A 22709-nucleotide genomic window follows, 5' to 3' on the forward strand; every position below is an offset into this window, starting at 1 on the left:
GTTCCGAGGTAATAGCCGCGCAGCTTAACAGGCCGTTGAAAAACGTAGGCGAGGCAGCCGAGACAAGGCAAAAACAGGCGAGGAAGCAGAGTTTACGAGCTGTAAATGAGCATTCCGAGCCTGTTTTTAACGCCGTATCGGCAACGTAGGTAGTTTTTCAACGGCCTGTTAATGGCCCGGCGCCGCCGGTCAAGGCAAACGGCCTATGGCAGGCCCGGCAAAGTCTTTATCATGCCGGACATGATCAAAGACCCGTTCCAACGCCTGAACCTCGACCGCGAAGTGCTCAGCGTCAGCCAGCTCAATAACCGCGCACGCTTGCTGCTGGAAGATGTGTTCTCTGGCATCTGGGTCGAGGGGGAAATCTCCAACCTGGCCAAGCCGGCCTCCGGGCATATCTACTTCACCCTTAAAGATAGCCAGGCCCAGGTACGCTGCGCGCTGTTCCGACAGAACGCGGCCAAGGTTCGCCAGGCCTTGCGCGATGGCCTGGCGGTCAAGGTGCGCGGCAAGGTCTCACTGTTTGAAGGGCGCGGCGATTACCAGCTGATTCTCGACAGCGTCGAGCCGGCCGGCGACGGCGCCCTGCGCCTGGCCTTCGACGCGTTGAAGGACAAACTCAGCAGCGAAGGTCTGTTCGCCACTGAGCGCAAAATCGCCCTGCCCGCCCATCCCAAGCGCATCGGCATCGTCAGCTCGCCGACCGGCGCGGTAATCCGCGACATCATCAGTGTGTTCCGCCGCCGCGCCCCGCAGGTCGCCCTGACCCTGATCCCCACGGCCGTACAGGGCCGCGAAGCCAGCGCGCAGATCATCCGCGCCCTGCAACTGGCCGACCGCCAGGGCTTCGACGCACTGATCCTGGCGCGTGGCGGCGGTTCGCTGGAAGACCTCTGGTGCTTCAACGAAGAAGCCGTGGCGCGCGCGGTCGCGGCCTGCGTCACACCGATCGTCAGCGCGGTGGGCCACGAAACCGACGTCTCCATCTGCGATTTCGTCGCCGACGTACGCGCCCCCACCCCCTCGGCCGCCGCCGAGCTGCTGGCCCCCGACGCCAGCGAACTGGTGCAGCGCCTGCACAGCCTGCAGCGGCGCCTGATCATGCGCATGCACAACCGCCTGGAGCGCGAACGCCTGCGCCTGGATGGCCTGACCCGGCGCCTGCGCCACCCCGGCGAACGCCTGCGCCAGCACGCCCAGCGCCTGGACGACCTGGAAATGCGCCTGGCACGGGCCTTCGAGCGCCAGTTGAACAATCGCCGCGAGCGCCTCGCGCGCCTGCAAACCCGCCTGGCCGGCCAGCACCCCAAGCGCACCCTACAACTGCTGCGCCAGCGCCTGGGCAGCCTCGCCGAGCGCCTGCCACGGGCCATGCGCGAAGGCCTGAAGCAACGCCGCTTGCAACTGCAAAGCCAGGTGCAGACCCTAAATGCGGTCAGCCCACTGGCCACCCTCGGCCGCGGCTACAGCATCCTCCTCGACGAGCGCGGCCGGGCCGTGCGCCGCGCCGCCGACACCCACACCGGCCAGCGCCTGAAAGCACGTCTGGGCGAAGGCGAGCTGGATGTGCGGGTCGAAGACAACCATGTGCAGCCAGCGACGCTGTCGCTGCTGGACTGATCAATCATCAGGTGGATGAGCACAACGGCATCCACCCTATACCCGGGATAGCCCATGCGTTTTGTTGCCCTGCTAGTCAGCCTTTGCCTCGCCCTGCCCGTGCAGGCCGAAGGTTTTATCAGCCGCCTGCTCAACCAACCGATACCCGGCGGCGTCGCCGTGATCGACCTGGGCCCGGCCGCCAGCGCACCCCGCGCCACCTATCAAGACAAGCCGGTATTGATAATCCACGAAGATGGGCAGCGCTGGATCGCCATCGTCGGCCTGCCCCTGACGACTAAACTCGGCAGTCAGCAGATCAAGGTGAACGACACTCAGAGCCTGAGCTTTCAGGTCGGCGCCAAGCACTACGCCGAGCAGCGCATCACCATCAAGAACCAGCAGCAGGTCAACCCGAACGCCGCCAACCTCAAGCGCATCAACCGCGAGCTGGCGGAACAGACCCGCGCCTACCAGCAGTTCAGCGCCCGCCAGCCGAGCAACCTGCTGTTCGACAAGCCCGTCACCGGGCCATTGTCCAGCCCCTTCGGCCTGCGCCGCTTTTTCAATGGCGAGGAACGCAACCCACATTCCGGCCTGGACTTCGCCGCCAAGCGTGGCACCCCGATCCAGGCGCCGGCAGCAGGACAGGTAATCCTGATCGGCGACTACTTCTTCAACGGCAAGACCGTGTTCGTCGACCACGGCCAGGGCCTGATCAGCATGTTCTGCCACCTCTCGGAGATCGACGTCAAAGTTGGCGACGAACTGCCGCGCGGCGGCGTGCTCGGCAAGGTCGGCGCCACCGGTCGCGCCACCGGGCCGCATTTGCACTGGAACGTCAGCCTGAATGATGCGCGGATCGACCCGGCCATTTTTATCGGGGCCTTCAAACCCTGAAACATTGCCGTGCTGCAGTGACTTAGCCATAACGAGGGACTGTTGATGCGAATCAAAGCCGAGACTTCAACCCTGCTGCTCATCGATATTCAGGCTCGCCTGTTTCCGGTCATCCATGACAGCGCCGCACTGGCCGAACATGCCTTGTGGTTGCAGCAGGTGGCGCAGCGCATCGGCGTGCCGGTGCTGCTCACCGAGCAGTACAGTAAGGGCCTGGGGCAGACTATCCCGTCCTTGCGCGACGGCCACCCGGCTTCGGCCATCATCGAGAAGCTGCATTTTTCTGCAGTCAGCGAAGGCGAACTGTTCAAGCGCTCCGGCGGTGACCGCGCGCAGTTCGTGGTGTGCGGCAGCGAAGCGCATGTCTGCGTGTTGCAGACCGTACTCGACCTGCTCCTCCAGGGCCGCCAGGTGTTCGTGGTGGCAGAGGCCGTCGGCTCGCGCCAGGCCTCGGACAAGGCGCTGGCCCTGGCGCGCATGCAGCAAGCCGGCGCCAGCATCGTATCGCGGGAAATGGTCGCCTTCGAATGGCTCGAACAGGCCGGCAACCCGCTGTTTCGCGAGGTCAGCAAGACGTTCATTCGCTGACCGCGCCGGCATTCCCCCGCATCCTGAACACCGCGGACTGCCAGGCATGCACCGACGCATCCCGGCCTACCCGTGCAACCCGGAGTTGAAACATGCGTAACGAACTCAACGGCTGGCTCGACTGGCTGAATGCCCACCCAGAACTGCAAACCCTGACCTTCTCCGTACTGCTGATCATCGCCGCCTGGCTATCCAACTGGCTGGTCAAGCGCGTGCTGGTACGCGGCCTGTATCGTCTGCTGCGCCATGCCAGCGATGCCCAGGTGCAAGACTTCGGCATCATCAAGCGGCTGTCGAACATTGTCCCGGCACTGCTGCTGTCTGCGGGGGTCAGCGCCATACCCGGCCTGCCGGAGGCTGCGGTGTCGGTGGTGCGCAACGTCTGCAGCGGCTTTATCGTGCTGACCATCGCCCTGGCCCTGAGCGCGCTGCTGGACATCGCCAACCTGCTCCATCAGCGCCGCAAGGATGCTCACCTGCACCCGATCAAAGGCTACCTGCAGGTCGTCAAGATCGTCCTGTACGTGGTCTCCAGCATCCTGATCATCGCCACCCTGATCGACCGCTCACCCCTGATCCTGCTTTCCGGTCTTGGCGCCATGGCCGCCGTATTGATGCTGATTTTCCAGGACACCATTCTGTCGCTGGTAGCCAGCGTGCAGATCTCTTCCAGCGACATCATCCGGGTCGGCGACTGGATAGAAATGCCGCAACTGAATGCCGATGGCGACGTGATCGACATCGCCCTGCACACGGTCAAGGTGCAGAACTGGGACAAGACCATCACCAGCATCCCGACCAAGCGCTTCATCAGCGACCCGTTCAAGAACTGGCGCGGCATGCAGGAATGTGGCGGCCGGCGGATCAAGCGCAGCCTGTACCTCGACCAGACCAGCATCCGCTTCCTCGACGCCGAGGCCATTGCCCGCCTGCAGCGCGTCAGCCTGCTCAGGCAATACCTCAAGCACAAGCACAGCGAACTGCTCAGCTGGAACAGCGCACTGGCCGAGGACGCTCAGGAGCCGGCCAACACCCGCCGCATCACCAATATCGGCACCTTCCGCGCCTACGTGGAGCATTACCTGCGCCAGCACCCGCAGATTAACCAGAGCATGACCCAACTGGTGCGCCAGCTCAGCCCGACGGCCGACGGCCTGCCGCTGGAACTCTATTGCTTCACCAACACCATTGCCTGGGGCAGTTACGAGAGCACCCAGTCGGATATCTTCGACCACCTGCTGGCGATCCTGCCCGAGTTCGGCCTGCGCGTATTTCAACACCCCAGTGGTGCGGACATGCGTGTACTGGGACGCAGCCGAGCCGCGCAAGCGGAGCACTGATACGCCACACAGCCCTGGCCACAGCGCGCGGATGGCCGGGGCAAAGCACTGCACAATCGCCGAGCAGCGCCGCCCGCCTCCACGCAATATAATTGCGCATAAAGCATGAAATAGATCGAAATCACCAATTTTATCGCACCACTTGCCAGCTTTGATCGCCCCGGATAGGGTTGACGCCATGAACGCTACCCACAGCCTGATTCTGCTGCGGCAACATGCCAACCTCCGCCTGGTCAACCAGCGACTGGGTGACTGAACCGAAGCGCCGCACCGATCTCGACTTCGTCTGGCCACCCTCTCCGGTCGCCGTCAAAAGGATTACCCCATGAGCATGCGCAAAGACCCGTCCAGCAAGTACCGCGCCTTTGCGGCCATCGATTTGCCGGATCGTACCTGGCCGTCGAAGACCATTACCGCAGTACCGATCTGGTGCAGCTCGGACCTGCGTGACGGCAACCAGTCGCTGATCGAGCCGATGGATGCGGCGAAGAAGCTGCGCTTCTTCAAGACCCTGGTGCAGGTCGGCATCAAACAGATCGAAGTGGGCTTCCCGTCCGCCTCGCAGACCGACTTCGACTTCGTGCGCAGCCTGATCGAAGACGGCCATATTCCCGACGACACCACGATCCAGGTGCTGACCCAGGCCCGCGAAGACCTGATCAGCCGCACCTTCGAATCACTCAAGGGCGCCAAGCGGGCCATCGTCCACGTCTACAACGCCACCGCCCCGAGCTTCCGCCGCATCGTCTTCAACCAGGACCAGGCGGGCGTGGTCAATATCGCGGTGAATGCCGCGCAGATCATCAAGGACCTGGCCGCCCAGCAGCCGGACACCCAGTGGACCTTCCAGTACTCGCCGGAAGTCTTCACCTCCACCGAACTGGCGTTCGCCGTGGAAGTCTGCGATGCGGTGCTCGATGTCTGGCAGCCGACGCCGAGCAACAAGGTGATCCTCAACCTGCCGGCCACCGTGGAAGTGGCCACACCCAACGTCTACGCCGACCAGATCGAATGGTTCGGCCGCCATATCAGCCGCCGTGACAGCGTGCTGATCAGCCTGCACACCCACAACGACCGCGGCACCGGCGTGGCCGCCAGCGAGCTGGGCCTGATGGCCGGCGCCGATCGCGTCGAAGGTTGCCTGTTCGGCAACGGCGAGCGCACCGGCAACGTCGACCTGGTCAACCTGGCGCTGAACCTCTACACCCAGGGCATTCACCCCGGCCTGGATTTTTCCGACATCGATAACGTGCGCAAGGTGGTCGAGGAGTGCAACCAGCTGCCCGTTCACCCACGCCACCCCTATGTCGGCGACCTGGTGCACACCGCGTTTTCCGGCTCGCACCAGGACGCGATCCGCAAGGGCCTCAGCCAGCAAGACCCGCATGGCATCTGGGAAGTGCCCTATCTGCCAATCGACCCGGCCGATATTGGCCGCAGCTACGAGGCGGTGATCCGGGTCAACAGCCAGTCGGGCAAGGGCGGCATCAGCTATTTGCTGGAACAGGAATACGGCATCTGCCTGCCCCGGCGCATGCAGATCGAGTTCAGTCAGGTGGTGCAGAAGGAAACCGATCGCCTCGGCCTGGAAATGAGCGCCGGGCAGATCCACCAGCTGCTCGAGCGCGAATACCTGCAAGCCACCGCGCCTTATGCGCTTAAGGGCCATCGCCTGCAGGAAGAGAACGGCACCAGCGCGGTGGACGTGGAAGTGCTCAGCAAAGGCGAGACTCAACACTGGCGCGGCATCGGCAAGGGTCCGCTGGAAGCCCTGGTCGCCGGCTTGCCGGTGGCCGTGGAAATCATGGACTACAGCGAGCACGCCATCGGCGCCGGCACCAACGCCAAAGCCGCGGCCTATATCGAACTGCGGGTCAACGGCGGCCGGGCGCTGCATGGCGTCGGCATCGACGAGAACCTGACCACGGCGAGCTTCCGCGCCCTGTTCAGCGCGCTCAACCGCGCAATCGGCCAGGCGGCTGAACAGGCGGCCTGAGTCAGCCTGCCCCCGCCTTGCCGCGGGGGCGCTGCTGGGCCGCCAGATAATGCGCGGTGGCCTGCAATGCCTGCGCAATATCCGGCCAAACCAATTGATGCCGTCGCGCCACCGCCTGGGTCGCGGCGGTATCAAAGCGTGTGGTCTGGATAAAATCCAGCGACTCCGACTCGCTGTGCAAGAGCCCGGGGGCACCAGGAATTTTCAGCAACCAGCGCAACACCGGCAGCGGCATATGTCGGCGCGGCGCGCTGACGCCAAGGGCTGTGGCCAACTGCTGGAGCATGCCCTGCAGGTTTGGGGTGCTGGCATCCAGGGCCAGGACCTCCTGTCCCGCCAGGGCCGGATCGACGGCCGCCACCCGCAACAGCTGCGCGAGAAAGTCCACGCTGACCAGTGGCAGCCAGTGCGCCGGTGAGCCCGGGATCGCCGACAGACGACCCGCTGCCAGGTTGGCGATCAAGCCGGCCAATGGTTGCGTCGGCAGGATGTGCCCACTGCGGCTGTGCCCACAGACGGTGGCTGGATGCACCAGCGTCCACGCCGCCCGCAGCTCACGCAGGCGTGCCAGCACCCGGAAATGCGCCTCCAGCTTGCTGCCCTCGTAGCCCCCCGTGCGGCGGTAGACCCTGGCCCAGTCGGTGCGCTGCGGTTTGTGCAGGTCGATGCCGATGCGCGCCAGGTGCTCCCGATTGGCCAACATATAGCCGCCCACCATCACCAGCCGGCTACCCTGGCTGGCCGCCAGCTCGGCCACCGCCAGCGCTCCCTCGACATTGACCTTACGCGCCTGCTCGATGGACAGGCCCCAGGCGAACTGGGCACCGAGGTGAAACACCACCGCCGCCTGCTCCAGCCGCGCCCGCGCGGCGCCATCCAGGCCCAGTCCGGGACTGCCCAGATCGCCCGCCACGGCGCTCAGCAGTGTGGCGTTGCCGCCCAGCCCATCGACCTGCGCAGCCAGTGCTGACAAGGCTTGCGGCGCGCGCAGTAGCAAGCTGACCGGGTGCCCCTCCCGCGTCAGGGAAGCCACTAGATGTTGACCGATAAAGCCACTGCCGCCGGTTACAAAACATTCTTGTTGCATGGCTAAGCCACCTGAATAATCAATGACCCAAGCAGGCTAAACTGTAGAGCCTACTCGATAGTCAAGAGGCAACTGCGATGCGCATCGGCGAACTGGAAAAGCGCAGCGGCGCCAGTCGGCACACCCTGCGCTACTACGAAGACCTCGGCCTGATCAGCGCGCAGCGCCGCGCCAATAATTATCGCGAGTACAGCCCACAAACCCTCAGTGACCTGGGTTTTATCCAGCAGGCGCAGAGCATGGGCTTCACCCTTGGCGAAATCGGCGAAATACTCCTGGCTCGACGCGAGCAGCAACTGGACTGCGCCCAGGGCGCCGCGCTGGTAGCGAAAAAACTCACCGAGGTGGAACAGAAGATTGCCGACCTGCTCAACCTGCGCAATTTTCTACGCAGCGAACACCAACGCCTGGAGGCCAGCGCGGCGCAGCAGCTGGCCTTAAACCAGCCGTCAGGGCATGCCGACGCCTGACCCGGCGACTGACAACCCCGCCAGCCAGGTGCAGGTTCCGCCGGACAGCTGGTAGCAATCCAGCGAGCATTCGCCCCGGCCAATCATCTAGACTCCACAGCCTCGATTCGCCGGGAAATACGATGAAGTACCCAATTGCTGGCTTGGCCCGCCTGTCGCTGCTCTGCCTGCTGCTACTTGGCAGCGGCTCCAGCATGGCCGCCACCGTGGTCATGGCCTTCGGCGAGAGAATTCCGCCCTTCTGCTTCCCGGAGAGCAACAGCGGCATCGAACTGGACGTCATAGGCGAGGCGCTGGCCTTTCGCGGACACAAGCTCGAACCCCGCTATTTTCCATTGGCCCGCGTACCCCTGGCCTTTCGCCGTGGCGAGGTGAATGCGGCCATGACCGACCTGGGCCAGGACCTGCGCGAAGCCGGCGCGCTGTACGGCAATCCCGCGGTGATCTACCGCAACGTGTTCGTCAGCCTGAAGGGCCGCCACCTCGAGATCAAAACCCCCGAGGACCTCAAGGGCCTCAGCGTAGTGGCCTTCCAGGGCGCCGCCCAGCGCTACCCCGAATGGCTGGCCGTCAGCCAGAAAGAGGGTCTGTATTTCGAGCAGAACAACCAGGAGTTGCAGGTATTGGGCCTGAACAAGGAGCGCTACGACCTGGTACTCAGTGACAAGAGCATTTTTCGCTACTTTGAGCTGCGGCTGGAGCGCACCAGCCTGTTCAAGGCCAAGACCACCGAGACACATCAGTTTATCGAGGAAGACCCGCAGAATTACCGGCCGCTATTCCACGACCCGCAGATCCGTGACGACTTCAATGCTGGCCTCGAGGCACTCAAGGCCAGTGGCCGTTACCAGGCCATCTATGACCACTACCTGACCCAGTAGCGGTCATTCGCTCACAGCAGGGTGAACTCATCGGCATCCCGATACGCCGGGAAGCGCTCCCGGTAAGCCGCCAGCTCGGCGGCCTTGAGACTCAGCCGAAACACGCCGTCGGCGTCGACCGCAGCGAGCAAGGTCTCACCCTGGAAATCCAGCACCTGGCTATCGCCACTGTAGGCATGCCCCTTGCCGTCCTGGCCGACACGGTTGACCGCTGCGACATAACACAGATTTTCGATCGCCCGTGCCGGCAGCAAACGGTTCCAGTGCTGACGCCGCGCCGCCGGCCAGTTGGCGGTATACAGCAGCAGGTCAGTGTCATGCGAATCGCGGCTCCACACCGGGAAGCGCAGGTCATAGCAGATCAATGGACGCACCTGCCAGCCCTTGACCTCCAACAGCACCTGCTCCTCACCGGCGGCGTAATGCTTGTGCTCGCCGGCCATGCGGAACAGGTGGCGCTTGTCGTAGTGCGCCAGCGAGCCGTCCGGACGCGCCCACAGCAGACGATTGCGGTAAGTGCCATCGGTCGCCTGGATGATCAGGCTGCCGCAGATCACCGCTTGTATCCGCGCGGCCTGCGCCAGCAACCACTGGCTGGTTGGGCCATTCTCCGGCTCGGCCAAGGCCGCCGAATCCATGGAGAAGCCAGTGCTGAACATCTCCGGCAACACGATCAGATCGGCGCCTCGGGCCTGCTCGAGCAAGGCCTGAAAATGCGCGCGGTTGGCTGCGGGGTCTTGCCAGGTCAGTTCGGTCTGGATCAGCGCCAGTTCAAGGTCGGGCAATTGGCTTATATCGCGCATAGTTTCTCCGCTGCTTGGCGCAGGGTCTCCTCGCGCTTGGCGAAGCACAAGCGCAGCAGGCGCAGGCCTTTCGGCGGTTGTTGGTAGAACACCGACACTGGAATGGCCGCCACGCCATGCTCGCGGGTCAACCACTCGGCCATCGCCAGATCATCCAGGTCATCGCGAATCGTCGAATAATCGACCAGCTGAAAATAGCTGCCGGCGGCGCGACTAAAGCTGAAGCGCGATTCGCCCAGCAGGTCGCAGAACAGGTCGCGCTTGGCTTGATAGAACGCCGGCAACTCCTCGACATGTTCGGGATGCTCGGCCATAAAGTCGGCCAGTGCCCACTGCAGCGGGGTGACGCCGCAGAAACTGACGTACTGGTGCACCTTGCGCAACTCGGCGCTCAAGGCCGGCGGCGCCACCACATAGCCGGTCTTCCAACCGGTGACGTGGTAGGTCTTACCGAACGAGCTGACCACGAAGGCACGCAGATACAGCTCTTCATGGGCCAGCACGCTGGCATGCCTGACCCCGTCGAACACCAGGTGCTCATAGACCTCGTCACTGATCAGGTAGATGTCGCGCATACGGATCAGCGCCGCCAACTGATCCAGCTCGGCCCGCGAGATCAACACGCCACTGGGGTTGTGCGGGCTATTGAGGATAATCAGGCGGGTCTTGTCGCTCAGTGCATCGGTCAATGCCTGCCAATCGATGGCAAAGCCGGGCAAGGCCAGCGGCACATGCACGCAGCGCCCTCCGGCCAGCTCAACCGAGGGTTCGTAGCTGTCGTAGCAAGGATCGAAAACGATCACTTCATCACCTGGATGAATCAGCGCCTGAATGGCGCAGAAGATCGCCTGGGTCGCCCCAGGGGTAATGGTGATTTCAGTATCGGCATTGGCTGTACGGCCATAGCTGCGCGCGATCTTCGCCGCCACCTGCTCGCGCAGCGCCGGCAAACCGGTCATAGCCGCGTACTGGTTATGCCCGGCGGCTATGTGCCGACCGACCGCCTCGCGTAAAGCCTGTGGGCCATCGAAATCGGGAAAGCCCTGGGACAGGTTGAGCGCGCCGGTTTCCACGGCGAGCTGCGACATGCGGGTGAAGATGGTGGTGCCGACATTCGGCAGTTTGCTCTGGAGCATCGCGTTATTCCGTAGGGCGGGTGCAACCCGCCAAAAAACTCGGGCCGGCGGGTTTCACCCGCCCTACGTGCTGCTTCGGCTTGCGGCTCGAAGCTTGTGGCTATTTTTTGTCCTTGCGCTTCTTCTCGGCCTTCTTGTGGTGGCTCATCATGCGGCGCTTCTTGTTCACCTGGCGGTCGGTGAGGGTATTCTTGTTACCCTCGTAAGGGTTTTCGCCACCCTTGAACTCGATGCGGATCGGCGTGCCGACCAGCTTGAGTACTCGCCGGTAGGTGTTTTCCAGGTAGCGCACATAAGACTTGGGCACCGCATCGACCTGGTTGCCGTGGATCACGATCAGCGGCGGGTTGGCCCCGCCGAGGTGAGCATAACGCAGCTTGATCCGGCGGTTCCTGACCATTGGTGGCGCGTGATCGCCGACCGCATCTTCGAGAATCTGGGTCAGGCGGTTAGTCGGCCAGCGAGTAATCGCCGACTTGAACGAGTCCTGCACTGATTTGTACAGATGACCGACACCGGTACCGTGCAAGGCCGAGATGAAGTGAATATCGGCGAAGTCGACGAAGAACAACCGCCGTTGCAACTCGACCTTCACGTAGTCGCGTTCGCTGGGCTCCATGCCATCCCATTTGTTCAGGGCGATAACCAGGGCACGACCGCTTTCCAGGACGAAGCCGAGCAGGTTGAGATCGTGATCGACCACCCCTTCGCGGGCATCCATGACGAACACCACCACGTTGGAGTCCTGGATCGCCTGCAGGGTCTTGACCACCGAGAACTTTTCCACCGCCTCGAAGATCTTGCCGCGTCGACGCACGCCGGCGGTGTCGATCAGGGTGTACTTCTCACCATCGCGCTCGAACGGGATATAGATGCTGTCGCGGGTGGTGCCGGCCTCGTCATAGACGATGACCCGGTCTTCACCGAGCATGCGGTTAACCAGAGTCGACTTGCCGACGTTGGGCCGGCCAATGATCGCCAGCTTGATACCGTCCTTCTCGCTCGGGCCCGGGATGCGCTTGGCTTCCTGACCTTCGAGGACAATTTCTTCTTCCTCACCCTCTGGCAGCTCGGTTGCATCCTTGGGGAAAGACCCCAATACGGCTTCGAGCATCTGGGTGATGCCACGCCCATGGGCACCGGCAATCGCCAGGGACTCGCCCATCGCCATGGAGGCGAACTCGGCACGGGCCATGTCAGGGTCGATGTTGTCGACCTTGTTGATCACCAGGAAGCTGCGCTTGTTGCGCTTGCGCAGGTGCTCGCCAATCATCTGGTCCGCCGCCGACAAACCGGCGCGGGCGTCCACCATAAACAAGACGGCATCGGCCTCTTCAATGGCCTGCAGCGACTGCTCGGCCATCTTCGCGTCGATACCCTCTTCATCACCGGAAATACCCCCGGTGTCGATGACGATATAGGTTCGCCCCTGCCACTTGGCCTCACCGTATTGGCGATCACGGGTCAGACCAGACAGGTCGCCGACAATCGCGTCGCGGCTTTTGGTCAAGCGGTTAAATAGGGTGGACTTGCCGACGTTAGGGCGGCCCACCAGGGCAATTACGGGAACCATTAGGCTCTCCACTTCGTTAATTCAAAAAATACAAAAGCCGCTGCATGGGCAGCGGCCGGAATTCACAGGGCGAAACAGCCAGCTGCACAGCATCGCCGTGCAGCATAGCCAAGCCCGCTAGCAGTGGCTCACTTGATGGTCAGTGCGACCAGCTTGCCACCATTGCCGAACGCATACAGCCAGGCACCGGCCACCAGCGGACGAGCACGCAAGCCATCGCTATCAATGCGCGTACGTCCGACAAACCGCCCATCCACCTGGCTGATCAGGTGCAGGTAACCTTCCAGATCGCCGAAGGCTATATAGCTGGAAAACACTTCCGGCGCCGACAACTGGCGACGCGCCAGAGCATCGTTGCTCCACAGCGCCGAGGAGGAACGCTCGTCGATGCCTTCTACCGTACCGTTAGCCAGGCTGACGTAGACGTTGCCGAAACCCTGGGCCACGCCGACCGAACTGGAGGCTTCGCGCTGCCACAGCACCCGCCCGCTTTCCAAATCCAGCGCAGCCACACGACCTTGGTAGCTGACGACATACAGTTTACCGCCCGAAAGCAACGGGCCTCCGTCGATGTCCACCACCCGTTCAAGCTCGGAACGCCCTTGCGGAATCGCCACGCGCTGTTCCCAAACCGGGATACCGCGCTGGGCATCGAGGGCAATCACCTTGCCACTGGACAGGCCGGCGATTGCCAGGCGGTTGGTCAGCACCGGGCTGCCAGTGCCACGCAGGGTCAGAACTGCCGGGGTGTTTTCAAAGATCCAGCGCTGGCTACCGGTGTCGGCATCCAGGGCAATAAGACTATCTTCCTGGGTCTGCACCAGCACGATGTCGCCATTGATCGCCGGGGCGGCGAGCACTTCACTGGCCACCTGCGCGCGCCACTTTTCCTCACCGGAGCTGGCATCGAGGGCAATGATCTCGCCTTTCAGCGTGCCGACAACCACTAGGCCGTAACCGGCACCGACGGCACCCGAAACCGGTAGATCCAGGTCTTTTTTCCAGATCACCTTACCCGTCATGCGATCGAGCGCCATGACCAGGCCTTCAACATCGGCCGCATAAATGCTGTCACCCTCGACAGCGGGCACCAGCATGTTGAAGGTTTTGCCCTGGCCTGCACCGATCGAACGGCTCCATTCCTTCTGCAGCACTACTTCTTCTTCGAAGTCAGGCAGATCGGCAGGCGGCAATTCCTTTTTACTGTTGCTGCTGCAACCTACAGCCAAAACGGCCAGGGCCAGCAGTGCGGCATTTTTCCAACGCATCACGTCACGCATCCCCTTTGGCCAAATCGTCGAGCTTCATTTGCAAGCCACCCACAGCGGCCTCTTCGGCAAGCGCCGCCTTGGCTTTTACATAGGCGCTATAGGCATCATCGCTGCGACCCAATTTCACCAGCAGGTCGCCTTTAAGCTCTTCACGGCTGGCGAGGTAGGCTTGATCAGCATCACCCTCGAGCAGCGTGAGTGCCTCTTCGACTTTGTCCTGCGTAGCCAGAACACGGGCCAGACGCTGACGGGCCAATTCTGCCAGCGTGTCGTCCACCGGCTTATCGACAATCGCTTGCAACTCGGTCGCGGCATCGTCCAGCTTGCCGGATTCTACTGCTACCTTGGCGACGAACAGACTGCCGTACTGGGCATAGTGACTGCCGGCAAAATCGCTCTTGAGCCTGTTGGCCAACTCAGCGACCTTGCCCGGATCAGGCTGGCCACTCGGATTCAATGCGGTTTCCAGCAATTGCTGATAAACCATCGAAGCGCCATGAGCCTGGTTGGTCTGGTATTTCTGCCAGCCCTGCCAGCCAAACACCACCACCAGCGCCAATGCGCTGCCAGTGAGCAATGGCTTGCCGTTGCGCTGCCACCAATCCTTGATTACCGCCAGCTCTTCATCATCGGTACGCGAAACCACCCCAGATACTCCTATTCGCTAAATCGCTTAACTGCCTGTCAGGCCTGCAAGACGCAGGTCGCCAAATGGTCGGCCAATGCCAACCAGGCGATACTTTGTTGTTCACCCTGGCCCCGCAGCGGCTTGCAACCTACCACTTGCTGGGCCAGTTCGTCTTCACCCATGACCAAGGCGTAAAGCGCGCCGCTCTTGTCGGCCTTCTTCAGTTGACTCTTGAAACTGCCTGCGCCGGCATTGACCTGCAAACGCAGCGCCGGCAGCTGATCACGCAGGCGCTCGGCCAAGGCCAAGGCCGCCAATTCCGCCGGCTCACCCAGCGCACACAGGTAGACATCGACCTGTCGGGAAATTTCAGTCGGTACTTTGTCCAGGGTTTCGATCAGCAGCACCAGGCGCTCGATGCCCATGGCGAAACCCACGCCCGGCGTCGGCTTGCCACCCATCTGCTCGACCAGGCCATCGTAGCGACCGCCGGCGCAGACGGTGCCCTGGGCGCCGAGCTGATCGGTCACCCACTCGAACACAGTCTTGCTGTAGTAATCCAGGCCACGCACCAACTTGGGATTGATCACGTAAGGAACCCCTGCCGCATCCAGGCGCGCCTTGAGGCCGTCGAAATGCAGCAGCGATTCGTCGTCCAGATAATCGGCCAGCTTCGGCGCGTCGGCCAGCAACGCCTGGGTCTCCGGGCTCTTGCTGTCGAGCACGCGCAGCGGATTACTGGTCATGCGCCGGCGACTGTCTTCATCCAGTTGCTCGGCGCGGGCCGTGAGGTACTCGACCAGGGCTTCGCGATAGACCGCTCGCGCCGCGCTGGTGCCCAGACTGTTCAGCTCCAGGGTGACTGCATCGCGAATACCGAGCAGGCCCCACAGGCGCCAGGTCAGGATGATCAACTCGGCGTCGATATCCGGGCCATCGATATTGAAGACTTCGACACCAATTTGGTGGAATTGGCGATAACGCCCCTTCTGCGGACGTTCGTGCCGGAACATCGGCCCGATGTACCAGAGCTTCTGGGTTTGCCCGCCACCGGCCAGACCGTGCTCTAGCACGGCCCGCACGCAGGCGGCAGTGCCTTCTGGACGCAGGGTCAGGGAATCACCGTTGCGATCCTCGAAGGTGTACATCTCTTTTTCGACGATGTCGGTCACTTCGCCGATCGAGCGTTTGAACAGCTCGGTGAACTCGACGATCGGCATACGTATCTGCCGATAGCCATAGCCATCCAGCAGGCGCGCCACGCTGTCTTCAAAGTAACGCCAAAGCGGGGTCTGCTCGGGCAGGATATCGTTCATGCCACGAATGGCTTGCAGGGACTTGCTCAATTCATTTCCTTAACAGGGTTAGCTGCGCACGATGATTGCGGCGTCAGCAGCGACCTTCTCGGCCGCCTTCTGGCGTATCAGCTTTTCCAGCTGATCCACCAGGTTGTCGTTGTTCAATTTATGCGCCGGCTTGCCATCGATATAGATCAAGTTGCTCGGCGAGCCGCCAGTGAGGCCGATGTCCGCTTCCTTGGCTTCGCCCGGCCCATTGACCACACAGCCGATCACCGCCACATCCAGCGGCACCAGCAGGTCTTCCAGGCGGCCCTCGAGGTCGTTCATGGTCTTCACCACATCGAAATTCTGCCGCGAGCAGCTCGGGCAGGCGATGAAGTTGATCCCGCGTGAACGCAGACGCAGCGACTTGAGAATATCGAAGCCAACCTTGATCTCTTCCACCGGGTCAGCAGCCAGGGAGATGCGGATGGTATCGCCAATTCCCTCGGCCAGCAGCATACCCAGGCCCACTGCCGACTTCACAGTACCCGAGCGCAGGCCACCGGCCTCGGTGATGCCCAGGTGCAAAGGTTGTTCGATCTGCTTGGACAGCAGTCGATAGGCCTCCACCGCCATGAACACATCGGAGGCTTTGACGCTGACCTTGAAGTCGGGGAAATTCAAACGATCCAGATGCTCTACATGGCGTAGCGCCGACTCGACCAGTGCTTCCGGGGTCGGCTCGCCATATTTTTTCTGCAGGTCTTTTTCCAACGAACCGGCGTTGACCCCGATGCGAATCGAGATACCGCGATCACGGGCCGCCTCGACCACGGCCTTGACCCGATCTGCACGGCCGATATTGCCCGGATTGATGCGCAGGCAATCGACGCCCAACTCGGCCACCCGCAGGGCGATCTGGTAATCGAAGTGGATATCCGCCACCAGCGGCAGGCTGACCTGTTGCTTGATCCGGCCAAAGGCTTCGGCGGCGTCCATGTCCGGCACCGAAATACGCACGATATCCGCACCGGCATCTTGCAGACGCCGGACTTGGGCCACTGTTGCCGCCACATCGTTGGTATCGGTATTGGTCATGCTCTGCACCGCGATGGGTGCATCGCCGCCCACCGGTACCGAGCCAACCCAAATCTTGCGCGTCAGACGACGCTTGATCGGCGATTCGCAATGCATCTTACTGACCACCCAACTTGATACGTGCGGTTTCACCCGTGATATAGGGCGTCACATCGACCGCCTGACCGTTGTAGCTCACCTGCGCACCACGGGCAAAGCCCAGGCGTAACTCCAGTGGCGCCTTGCCGGCGAGCTGCAAACTATCGCCCTTACGCTTGAGCGCACTGAACAGTACCTTGCCACTGGCATCGGTCAACTGCGTCCAGCAGTCAGCGACATAGCTGACACTTACCATGCCCTCGCCAGCAGCGACGGCCAGCGACTCGGTAGTGTTGGCTGGTACGGAGCTGTCGGTAGCAGCAAGTTCGGCCTGCAGCTCTTCGCCAGCCGGCTCAGCCGCTGCCTGCTCTGCAGCGCCGTCCAATTCCGACTCCGCGGCTACTTCGGCGATGGCAGGCATCAGGTTCAGCTCAGTATCCCCCTGAGCCGCCAGCACGGCCTGATCTTCAGGCTCATCCAGAGGATGAATCTGGGTCATGCCATCGGCACCGTCTACTTCAACCTGCTCGATACTGGTTACAGGCGACTCACCGGCAAGCTGCGCGGCCTGCTCTTGCCACCAGTAAAAACCGACGCCCGCCAGCGCCACCAGCAAGGCAAAACTGACGAAACGCAGGATGCGTTGTGAGTAACGTACCGGTTCCTCGATATGGCCCAGGCTGTGTACATCGCTGCCTACGGCGTCACTGCCAGTGAACTGATCGAACTCCAGGACCAGACGACTCTGATCCATGCCCAGGAGTTTTCCATAAGCGCGAACGTAGCCACGGGCAAAGGTATTGCCCGGCAATTTATCGAAAGCACCCGCTTCGATCTGACTCAGGCGCAGTGGCGAGAGATTCAGTTGGCCAGCCACTTCATCAACGGCCCAGCCCTTGCTCTCGCGCGCCTCGCGCAGTGACTCACCGGGATTGACGCGCTGGGTTGTTACAACTTCAGGATGCGCCACTTTCATCATTGCTCCGACCGATATTGCTGATATTCCGGCGTACCGGGATAAAAACGTTTCAATTGCAGACCCAGGCTGGCAGCCGTGTCGCGATCCTGGAAGATGGTCGCCAGGCTCGCGCCGAGCAACAGGCTACGCGCATTCTGCTCGGCCAGCAGGATGTAGCTATCGTAATAGCCGCGCGCCGGCACATATTGCTTCTCCTCGTAGAGCATTACGGCCATCTCGAGTAGTGCCCGAGGCTGGCGGCTATTCAGGCGTAGCGAGCGCTCGAAATAGGCTTTCGCCTGTTCGCGCTGATTGAGCCTCATGGCAGTCAAGCCAAGGTTCTCGAACACCCGTGAACGCTCGGGTAAAGGGTATCGCGCGAAGCTTGCTGATAATGCTCGAGCGCCTCCTGATAGCGCTCCTGCCCGAACAGGAAGCCAGCGTAGTTATTCAACAGCCGGGCATCGTCGCGGCGTTGCGATAACGCGGTGCGATAATGCTCATCGGCCAGCTTGTATTCCATTTCGTGCTGAAACACCAACGCCAGAGCCGCATGCGCATCCGCGCTGCTCGGGTCGAGGTCGAGCGCCTTTTTCAACGGTAACTTGGCCCGTTCACTAGCGCCTTGCTGCAGGTAGCCGAGCCCCAACTGGATGTAGGCATCACGCGCACCATCACGGCCCTTGTCGGTTCCCATCGGGTCGACATCACCTGTCGACACACAGCCGGCCAACAGGCTGGCGATTAACAAGAACAGCGCTGGGCGCAGGGTCATGGGTATCCTCTCTTCAGGTTCGATTGGCGGCGGAACTCGGCGTCTCGGCCTCGCTACTCAACTCACGCACGGCAATGTAGCGTTCGCTACGACGGGTACGATCCATGACCTGGCCGACCAACTGGCCGCAGGCAGCATCGATGTCTTCGCCGCGCGGGGTACGCACGGTGACATTGTGCCCGGCTTTGTGCAGCAGATCCTGGAAACGGCGAATGGCATTGTTGCTCGGCCGCTCGTAACCCGAGAAGGGGAAGGGATTAAACGGAATCAGGTTGATCTTGCAAGGTACATTTTGCAGAAGTGCGATCATCTGCTCAGCATGCTCGGGCTTATCGTTGACATCCTTGAGCAGGGTGTACTCGATGGTCAGCACACGCTTCTCGCCGAGGCGCGAGACATAACGTTGGCAGGCCGCCAGCAACATCTCCAGCGGGTACTTCTTGTTGATCGGCACCAACTGGTTGCGCAACTCATCGTTAGGCGCGTGCAACGACAGCGCCAGGGATACATCGATGACTTCACCCAGCTTGTCGATCATCGGCACCACGCCCGAGGTAGACAGGGTCACCTTGCGCTTGGAGATACCGTAACCGAGATCGTCCATCATGATCTTCATGGCGGCGACCACGTTGTCGAAGTTCAGCAGTGGCTCGCCCATGCCCATCATCACCACATTGGTGATGGCGCGATCGGATCTGGCGGGCACGCTACCGAATGACTTGCTGGCGATCCACACCTGACCGATCACTTCGGCGGCGGTCAGATCGCTATTGAAACCCTGTTTGCCCGTGGAGCAGAAACTGCAATCCAGAGCGCAACCCGCCTGCGAGGAAACACACAGGGTGCCGCGCGAACCTTGCGGGATATACACGGTTTCCACACAACTGCCTGACGCCACCCGCACCACCCACTTGCGCGTGCCATCAGTAGAAATATCTTCGCTGACCACTTCCGGGCCACGAATTTCAGCACAGACCTTGAGTTTTTCCCGCAAGGCCTTGCTGACGTTGCTCATGACATCGAAATCATCGACGCCAAAGTGGTGAATCCACTTCATCAACTGACCGGCACGGAAACGTTTTTCCCCGATGTCCTCGAAGAATTGTTCCATCTCTGCCTGGGTCAGACCCAGTAGATTGATTTTGCCGGTAGCTTCAGTCATGGCTTCACCCTCGTACGCGTCGCCTTAGCGAAGACGCGCACATACCTCGGTAGCGGAGAAGAAGTAGGCGATTTCACGGGCGGCGGACGCCTCGGAATCGGAACCGTGTACCGCGTTCTCGTCGATGGATACGGCGAAATCGGCGCGAATGGTGCCGGCAGCCGCTTCTTTCGGGTTGGTTGCGCCCATCAGCTCACGATTCTTGACGATGGCATCTTCACCTTCCAGCACCTGCACGATGACCGGACCCGAAACCATGAAAGCGACCAGATCCTTGAAGAAGCCGCGCTCGCTGTGCTCGGCGTAAAAACCGCCAGCTTCGCGCTCGGACAGCTGTACCATTTTCGAGGCAACGACGCGCAGGCCGGCTTTTTCGAAACGGCTGACGATCTCGCCAACAACATTCTTGGCAACAGCGTCAGGCTTGATGATGGAAAAAGTACGTTGAACAGCCATGTGTAACTCCAGAAACGGTGGGTAATACGAAAAATTAAACCCGCGAATTATACGCGGGTTTGGGGGGGAAATATAAGAGCAGCGCCAAGCAAGCATTGACGCCCATGGTTCGGGCCAATGCCAACTCGCTTGAAGCTTGCCGCTTATGGCTTACAGCTGGGTCAATCCGCCTCTTCGATCCAGGCGGCCTGAATGGCCTCAAGCACTTTCTCGCCACCACGCTGTGGATCGTCGGAAAAATCCGGCAATGCCAGTACCCAGCGATGCAGGTCGACAAAATTGACGAAACGCGGATCGATGTCAGGCTTGCTTTCCGCCAACTGGATCGCGACTTCCAGCACATCGGACCATTTTAGGCTCATGACCTGCTCCTTATGCCGAATATTCAGTGCCCTTCGGACACTTGATTGATGGTGTACCTGGGGATCTCGACCACCAGATCCTGCTCAGCCACCACCGCCTGACAAGACAGCCGCGAATTAGGCTCCAGCCCCCAGGCCTTGTCCAGCATATCGTCTTCGAGTTCGTCGGATGGCTCCATAGAAGCAAACCCCTCGCGAACCACCACGTGACACGTCGTACAGGCACAGGATTTCTCACAGGCATGCTCGATGCCGATACCGTGGCGAAGCGCGACGTTGAGCACGGTTTCACCCGGCTGCGCTTCGATCACCAGCCCTTCAGGGCAGTGGTCGGCGTTGGGCAGAAAAATCACCTGCGGCATGTTTATTCCTCGATTTCATTAAGACTACGGCCAGCCAATGCGGCTTTGACCGTGGCATCCAGGCGACGAGCGGCAAAGGCATCGGTCAACTGGGTCAAGCGCTTGGTCTGCTGCTCGATGGCCAGGCCATCGTTACTCGCCATCAGCGCGCGCAACTGCTGCATTTGCGCATCGATAGCCAGGCGCTCATCGGCGCCCAGCAAACGTTCGCCATCGGCTTGCAAGGCAGCCTCCACCGCCTCGAGCAGACGTTGAGCATCCACCTGCAGTTCACGCAATACACGGGCGACCTTGTCGTCACCGGCATTCTTGAAAGAGTCCTGCAGCATTCGCGCGATTTCGCCATCGGTAAGCCCGTAAGACGGCTTGACCTGGATGCTCGCCTCCACCCCCGAAGCCAGCTCGCGGGCCGCTACGCCGAGCAAGCCATCGGCATCGACCTGGAAGGTCACACGAATCTTCGCCGAACCGGCGACCATTGGCGGAATACCGCGCAACTCGAAACGCGCCAGGGAGCGGCAATCGCTGATCAGCTCGCGCTCACCTTGCAGCACATGAATCATCATGGCCGTCTGGCCATCTTTATAGGTGGTGAAGTCCTGAGCACGCGCCACCGGAATGGTGGTGTTGCGCGGAATGACCTTCTCCATCAGCCCGCCCATGGTTTCCAGGCCAAGCGACAGCGGAATCACGTCCAGCAGCAACAGCTCGTCACCCTCCGCACGCTTGTTACCCGCCAGCGCATCGGCCTGGATCGCGGCACCAATGGCCACCACCTGATCCGGATCGATATCGGTCAAGGGCTCGCGGGCGAACATCTCGGCGACCGCCTGGCGCACGCGCGGCACGCGAGTCGAACCACCGACCATGACCACGGCCTCGACCTCTTCCAGCTCGATTCCGGCATCGCGCACGGCTCGCCGACAGGCCTTGAGGCTGCGCGCCAGCATCGGCTCGATCAACCCTTCGAACTGCTCGCGACTCAACTGCCCCTGCCAGGTTCCATAACTGAGTTGGGCCGCAGCACAACTGGTCAGGGCCTCCTTGGCCACGCAGGCAGCCTGCAACAGGCTGCGCTGCTCGCCCGGATCGAGATCGGCAGACAGACCGGCTTGTTCGATTATCCAGCCAGCAATCGCATGATCGAAGTCATCACCACCCAAGGCACTGTCACCACCGGTGGCCAATACCTCGAAAACCCCACCGGTCAGACGTAAAATGGAAATATCGAAGGTGCCGCCGCCCAGGTCATAAATCGCCACCACGCCCTCGGCATGCTGGTCCAGACCATAGGCCACGGCCGCAGCGGTCGGCTCATTGAGCAAGCGCAGCACATTCAAGCCGGCCAGACGCGCCGCATCCTTGGTGGCCTGGCGCTGGGAGTCATCGAAGTAGGCCGGCACCGTGATTACCGCACCAACCAGCTCGCCACCCAGGGCGGCTTCGGCACGCTGACGCAGCACCTTGAGGATATCGGCAGACACTTCGACCGGGCTTTTCGGCCCCTGCACCGTATCGATGAAGGGCATGTGCGACTCGCCTTCGACAAAGCGATAGGGCAACTGCTCACCCAATTGCTTGACGTCGGCCAGGCCACGCCCCATCAGGCGCTTGACTGACAGTACGGTATTCAGCGGGTCAGCCGATGCGGCCAGCCTGGCGGCCTCGCCGACCTCGACATGGTCGACGTGATAGCGCACCGCGGAAGGCAGGATGACCCGCCCTGCGGCATCGGCGATCGGCTCAGATAGGCCGCTGCGCAGGGCGGCGACCAGCGAATTAGTGGTTCCCAGATCAATCCCCACCGCCAACCGACGCTGGTGGGGCTGGGGGCTCTGTCCGGGCTCAGCGATCTGCAGTAAGGCCATGATTAATAAATGCTTATCTGTATATCAGGCGTGCC

Annotated in this window: 21 protein-coding genes and 1 pseudogene; 7 read left to right on the forward strand and 15 right to left on the reverse strand. The window is 61.6% G+C overall.

Features of this window, described 5'->3' with window-relative positions; genetic code table 11:
* Nucleotides 1-240: 240 nt before the first annotated feature.
* The 5 genes from xseA to leuA all read left to right on the forward strand — a co-directional run bounded on the left by xseA (nt 241) and on the right by leuA (nt 6423).
* Nucleotides 241-1620, forward strand: a complete 1380-nt coding sequence (xseA, locus tag B2D37_RS12435) for an exodeoxyribonuclease VII large subunit (protein ID WP_079204974.1) — start codon at nt 241-243, stop codon at nt 1618-1620.
* A gap of 54 nt (nt 1621-1674) precedes the next feature.
* The gene (locus B2D37_RS12440) at nt 1675-2499 is read left to right on the forward strand and encodes a M23 family metallopeptidase (protein WP_079202980.1); all 825 of its coding nucleotides are present in this window, start codon (nt 1675-1677) and stop codon (nt 2497-2499) included.
* 45 nt (nt 2500-2544) lie between these two features.
* Nucleotides 2545-3087, forward strand: coding sequence for a hydrolase (locus B2D37_RS12445; RefSeq protein ID WP_079202981.1), 543 nt, complete (start codon nt 2545-2547; stop codon nt 3085-3087).
* Nucleotides 3088-3179: 92 nt separating this feature from the next.
* Entirely contained in the window at nt 3180-4427 is a 1248-nt protein-coding gene (locus B2D37_RS12450; protein ID WP_079202982.1) for a mechanosensitive ion channel family protein, read from the forward strand.
* A 325-nt stretch (nt 4428-4752) separates the two neighbouring features.
* Complete coding sequence (gene leuA / locus B2D37_RS12455) at nt 4753-6423, forward strand: 2-isopropylmalate synthase (RefSeq protein WP_079202983.1); 1671 nt, start codon at nt 4753-4755, stop codon at nt 6421-6423.
* A 1-nt stretch (nt 6424) separates the two neighbouring features.
* On the opposite strand, the gene B2D37_RS12460 is transcribed toward leuA, so the two are convergent.
* A complete protein-coding gene (locus tag B2D37_RS12460; protein WP_079202984.1) occupies nt 6425-7510 on the reverse strand; it encodes an SDR family oxidoreductase in 1086 nt (361 codons plus the stop codon).
* 77 nt (nt 7511-7587) lie between these two features.
* On the opposite strand from B2D37_RS12460, the gene B2D37_RS12465 reads away from it, so the two are divergent.
* On the forward strand, nt 7588-7980 hold the full coding sequence (locus B2D37_RS12465) for a MerR family transcriptional regulator (protein WP_079202985.1): 393 nt from the start codon (nt 7588-7590) through the stop codon (nt 7978-7980).
* Nucleotides 7981-8102: 122 nt separating this feature from the next.
* Nucleotides 8103-8861 (forward strand): ABC transporter substrate-binding protein, encoded by a 759-nt coding sequence (locus tag B2D37_RS12470; RefSeq protein ID WP_079202986.1) that lies wholly within the window; start codon nt 8103-8105, stop codon nt 8859-8861.
* An 11-nt stretch (nt 8862-8872) separates the two neighbouring features.
* Here B2D37_RS12470 and B2D37_RS12475 read toward each other — a convergent pair whose 3' ends face one another.
* From B2D37_RS12475 to hscA, 14 genes and pseudogenes are all read right to left on the reverse strand, one after another.
* Nucleotides 8873-9664, reverse strand: coding sequence for an amidohydrolase (locus B2D37_RS12475; protein WP_305879837.1), 792 nt, complete (start codon nt 9662-9664; stop codon nt 8873-8875).
* Nucleotides 9652-10800 (reverse strand): pyridoxal phosphate-dependent aminotransferase, encoded by a 1149-nt coding sequence (locus B2D37_RS12480; RefSeq protein WP_079202987.1) that lies wholly within the window; start codon nt 10798-10800, stop codon nt 9652-9654. Before B2D37_RS12480 ends, B2D37_RS12475 begins: the two co-directional genes overlap by 13 nt.
* Before the next feature lie 100 nt (nt 10801-10900).
* Nucleotides 10901-12373: a ribosome biogenesis GTPase Der gene (der, locus tag B2D37_RS12485; RefSeq protein ID WP_079202988.1), complete on the reverse strand. Its 1473-nt coding sequence runs from the start codon at nt 12371-12373 to the stop codon at nt 10901-10903.
* Between the two features lie 128 nt (nt 12374-12501).
* The gene (gene bamB, locus B2D37_RS12490) at nt 12502-13653 is read right to left on the reverse strand and encodes an outer membrane protein assembly factor BamB (protein WP_079202989.1); all 1152 of its coding nucleotides are present in this window, start codon (nt 13651-13653) and stop codon (nt 12502-12504) included.
* Nucleotides 13646-14290 carry a tetratricopeptide repeat protein gene (locus B2D37_RS12495; RefSeq protein ID WP_079202990.1) on the reverse strand — a complete coding sequence of 215 codons (645 nt, stop codon included), beginning with the start codon at nt 14288-14290 and terminating at the stop codon, nt 13646-13648. Before B2D37_RS12495 ends, bamB begins: the two co-directional genes overlap by 8 nt.
* 38 nt (nt 14291-14328) lie before the next feature.
* Complete coding sequence (gene hisS, locus B2D37_RS12500; protein ID WP_079202991.1) at nt 14329-15618, reverse strand: histidine--tRNA ligase; 1290 nt, start codon at nt 15616-15618, stop codon at nt 14329-14331.
* 18 nt (nt 15619-15636) lie between these two features.
* Nucleotides 15637-16749, reverse strand: a complete 1113-nt coding sequence (ispG, locus tag B2D37_RS12505; RefSeq protein ID WP_079202992.1) for a flavodoxin-dependent (E)-4-hydroxy-3-methylbut-2-enyl-diphosphate synthase — start codon at nt 16747-16749, stop codon at nt 15637-15639.
* Between the two features lies 1 nt (nt 16750).
* On the reverse strand, nt 16751-17707 hold the full coding sequence (locus B2D37_RS12510) for a RodZ family helix-turn-helix domain-containing protein (RefSeq protein WP_079202993.1): 957 nt from the start codon (nt 17705-17707) through the stop codon (nt 16751-16753).
* A pseudogene (gene pilW / locus B2D37_RS12515) lies at nt 17707-18464 on the reverse strand (type IV pilus biogenesis/stability protein PilW). Before pilW ends, B2D37_RS12510 begins: the two are co-directional and overlap by 1 nt.
* Nucleotides 18465-18477: 13 nt before the next feature.
* Complete coding sequence (gene rlmN / locus B2D37_RS12520) at nt 18478-19626, reverse strand: 23S rRNA (adenine(2503)-C(2))-methyltransferase RlmN (protein ID WP_079202994.1); 1149 nt, start codon at nt 19624-19626, stop codon at nt 18478-18480.
* A 24-nt stretch (nt 19627-19650) separates the two neighbouring features.
* Nucleotides 19651-20082, reverse strand: a complete 432-nt coding sequence (gene ndk, locus B2D37_RS12525; RefSeq protein ID WP_079202995.1) for a nucleoside-diphosphate kinase — start codon at nt 20080-20082, stop codon at nt 19651-19653.
* A gap of 161 nt (nt 20083-20243) precedes the next feature.
* Nucleotides 20244-20444 carry a Fe-S cluster assembly protein IscX gene (iscX, locus tag B2D37_RS12530; protein WP_079202996.1) on the reverse strand — a complete coding sequence of 67 codons (201 nt, stop codon included), beginning with the start codon at nt 20442-20444 and terminating at the stop codon, nt 20244-20246.
* A 23-nt stretch (nt 20445-20467) separates the two neighbouring features.
* The gene (fdx, locus tag B2D37_RS12535) at nt 20468-20806 is read right to left on the reverse strand and encodes an ISC system 2Fe-2S type ferredoxin (RefSeq protein WP_079202997.1); all 339 of its coding nucleotides are present in this window, start codon (nt 20804-20806) and stop codon (nt 20468-20470) included.
* Nucleotides 20807-20808: 2 nt separating this feature from the next.
* Nucleotides 20809-22674, reverse strand: coding sequence for a Fe-S protein assembly chaperone HscA (hscA, locus tag B2D37_RS12540; RefSeq protein ID WP_079202998.1), 1866 nt, complete (start codon nt 22672-22674; stop codon nt 20809-20811).
* Nucleotides 22675-22709: the final 35 nt, after the last annotated feature.

Source organism: Pseudomonas sp. CC6-YY-74 (genome assembly GCF_002025205.1).
Classification (GTDB): domain Bacteria; phylum Pseudomonadota; class Gammaproteobacteria; order Pseudomonadales; family Pseudomonadaceae; genus Aquipseudomonas; species Aquipseudomonas paeninsulae.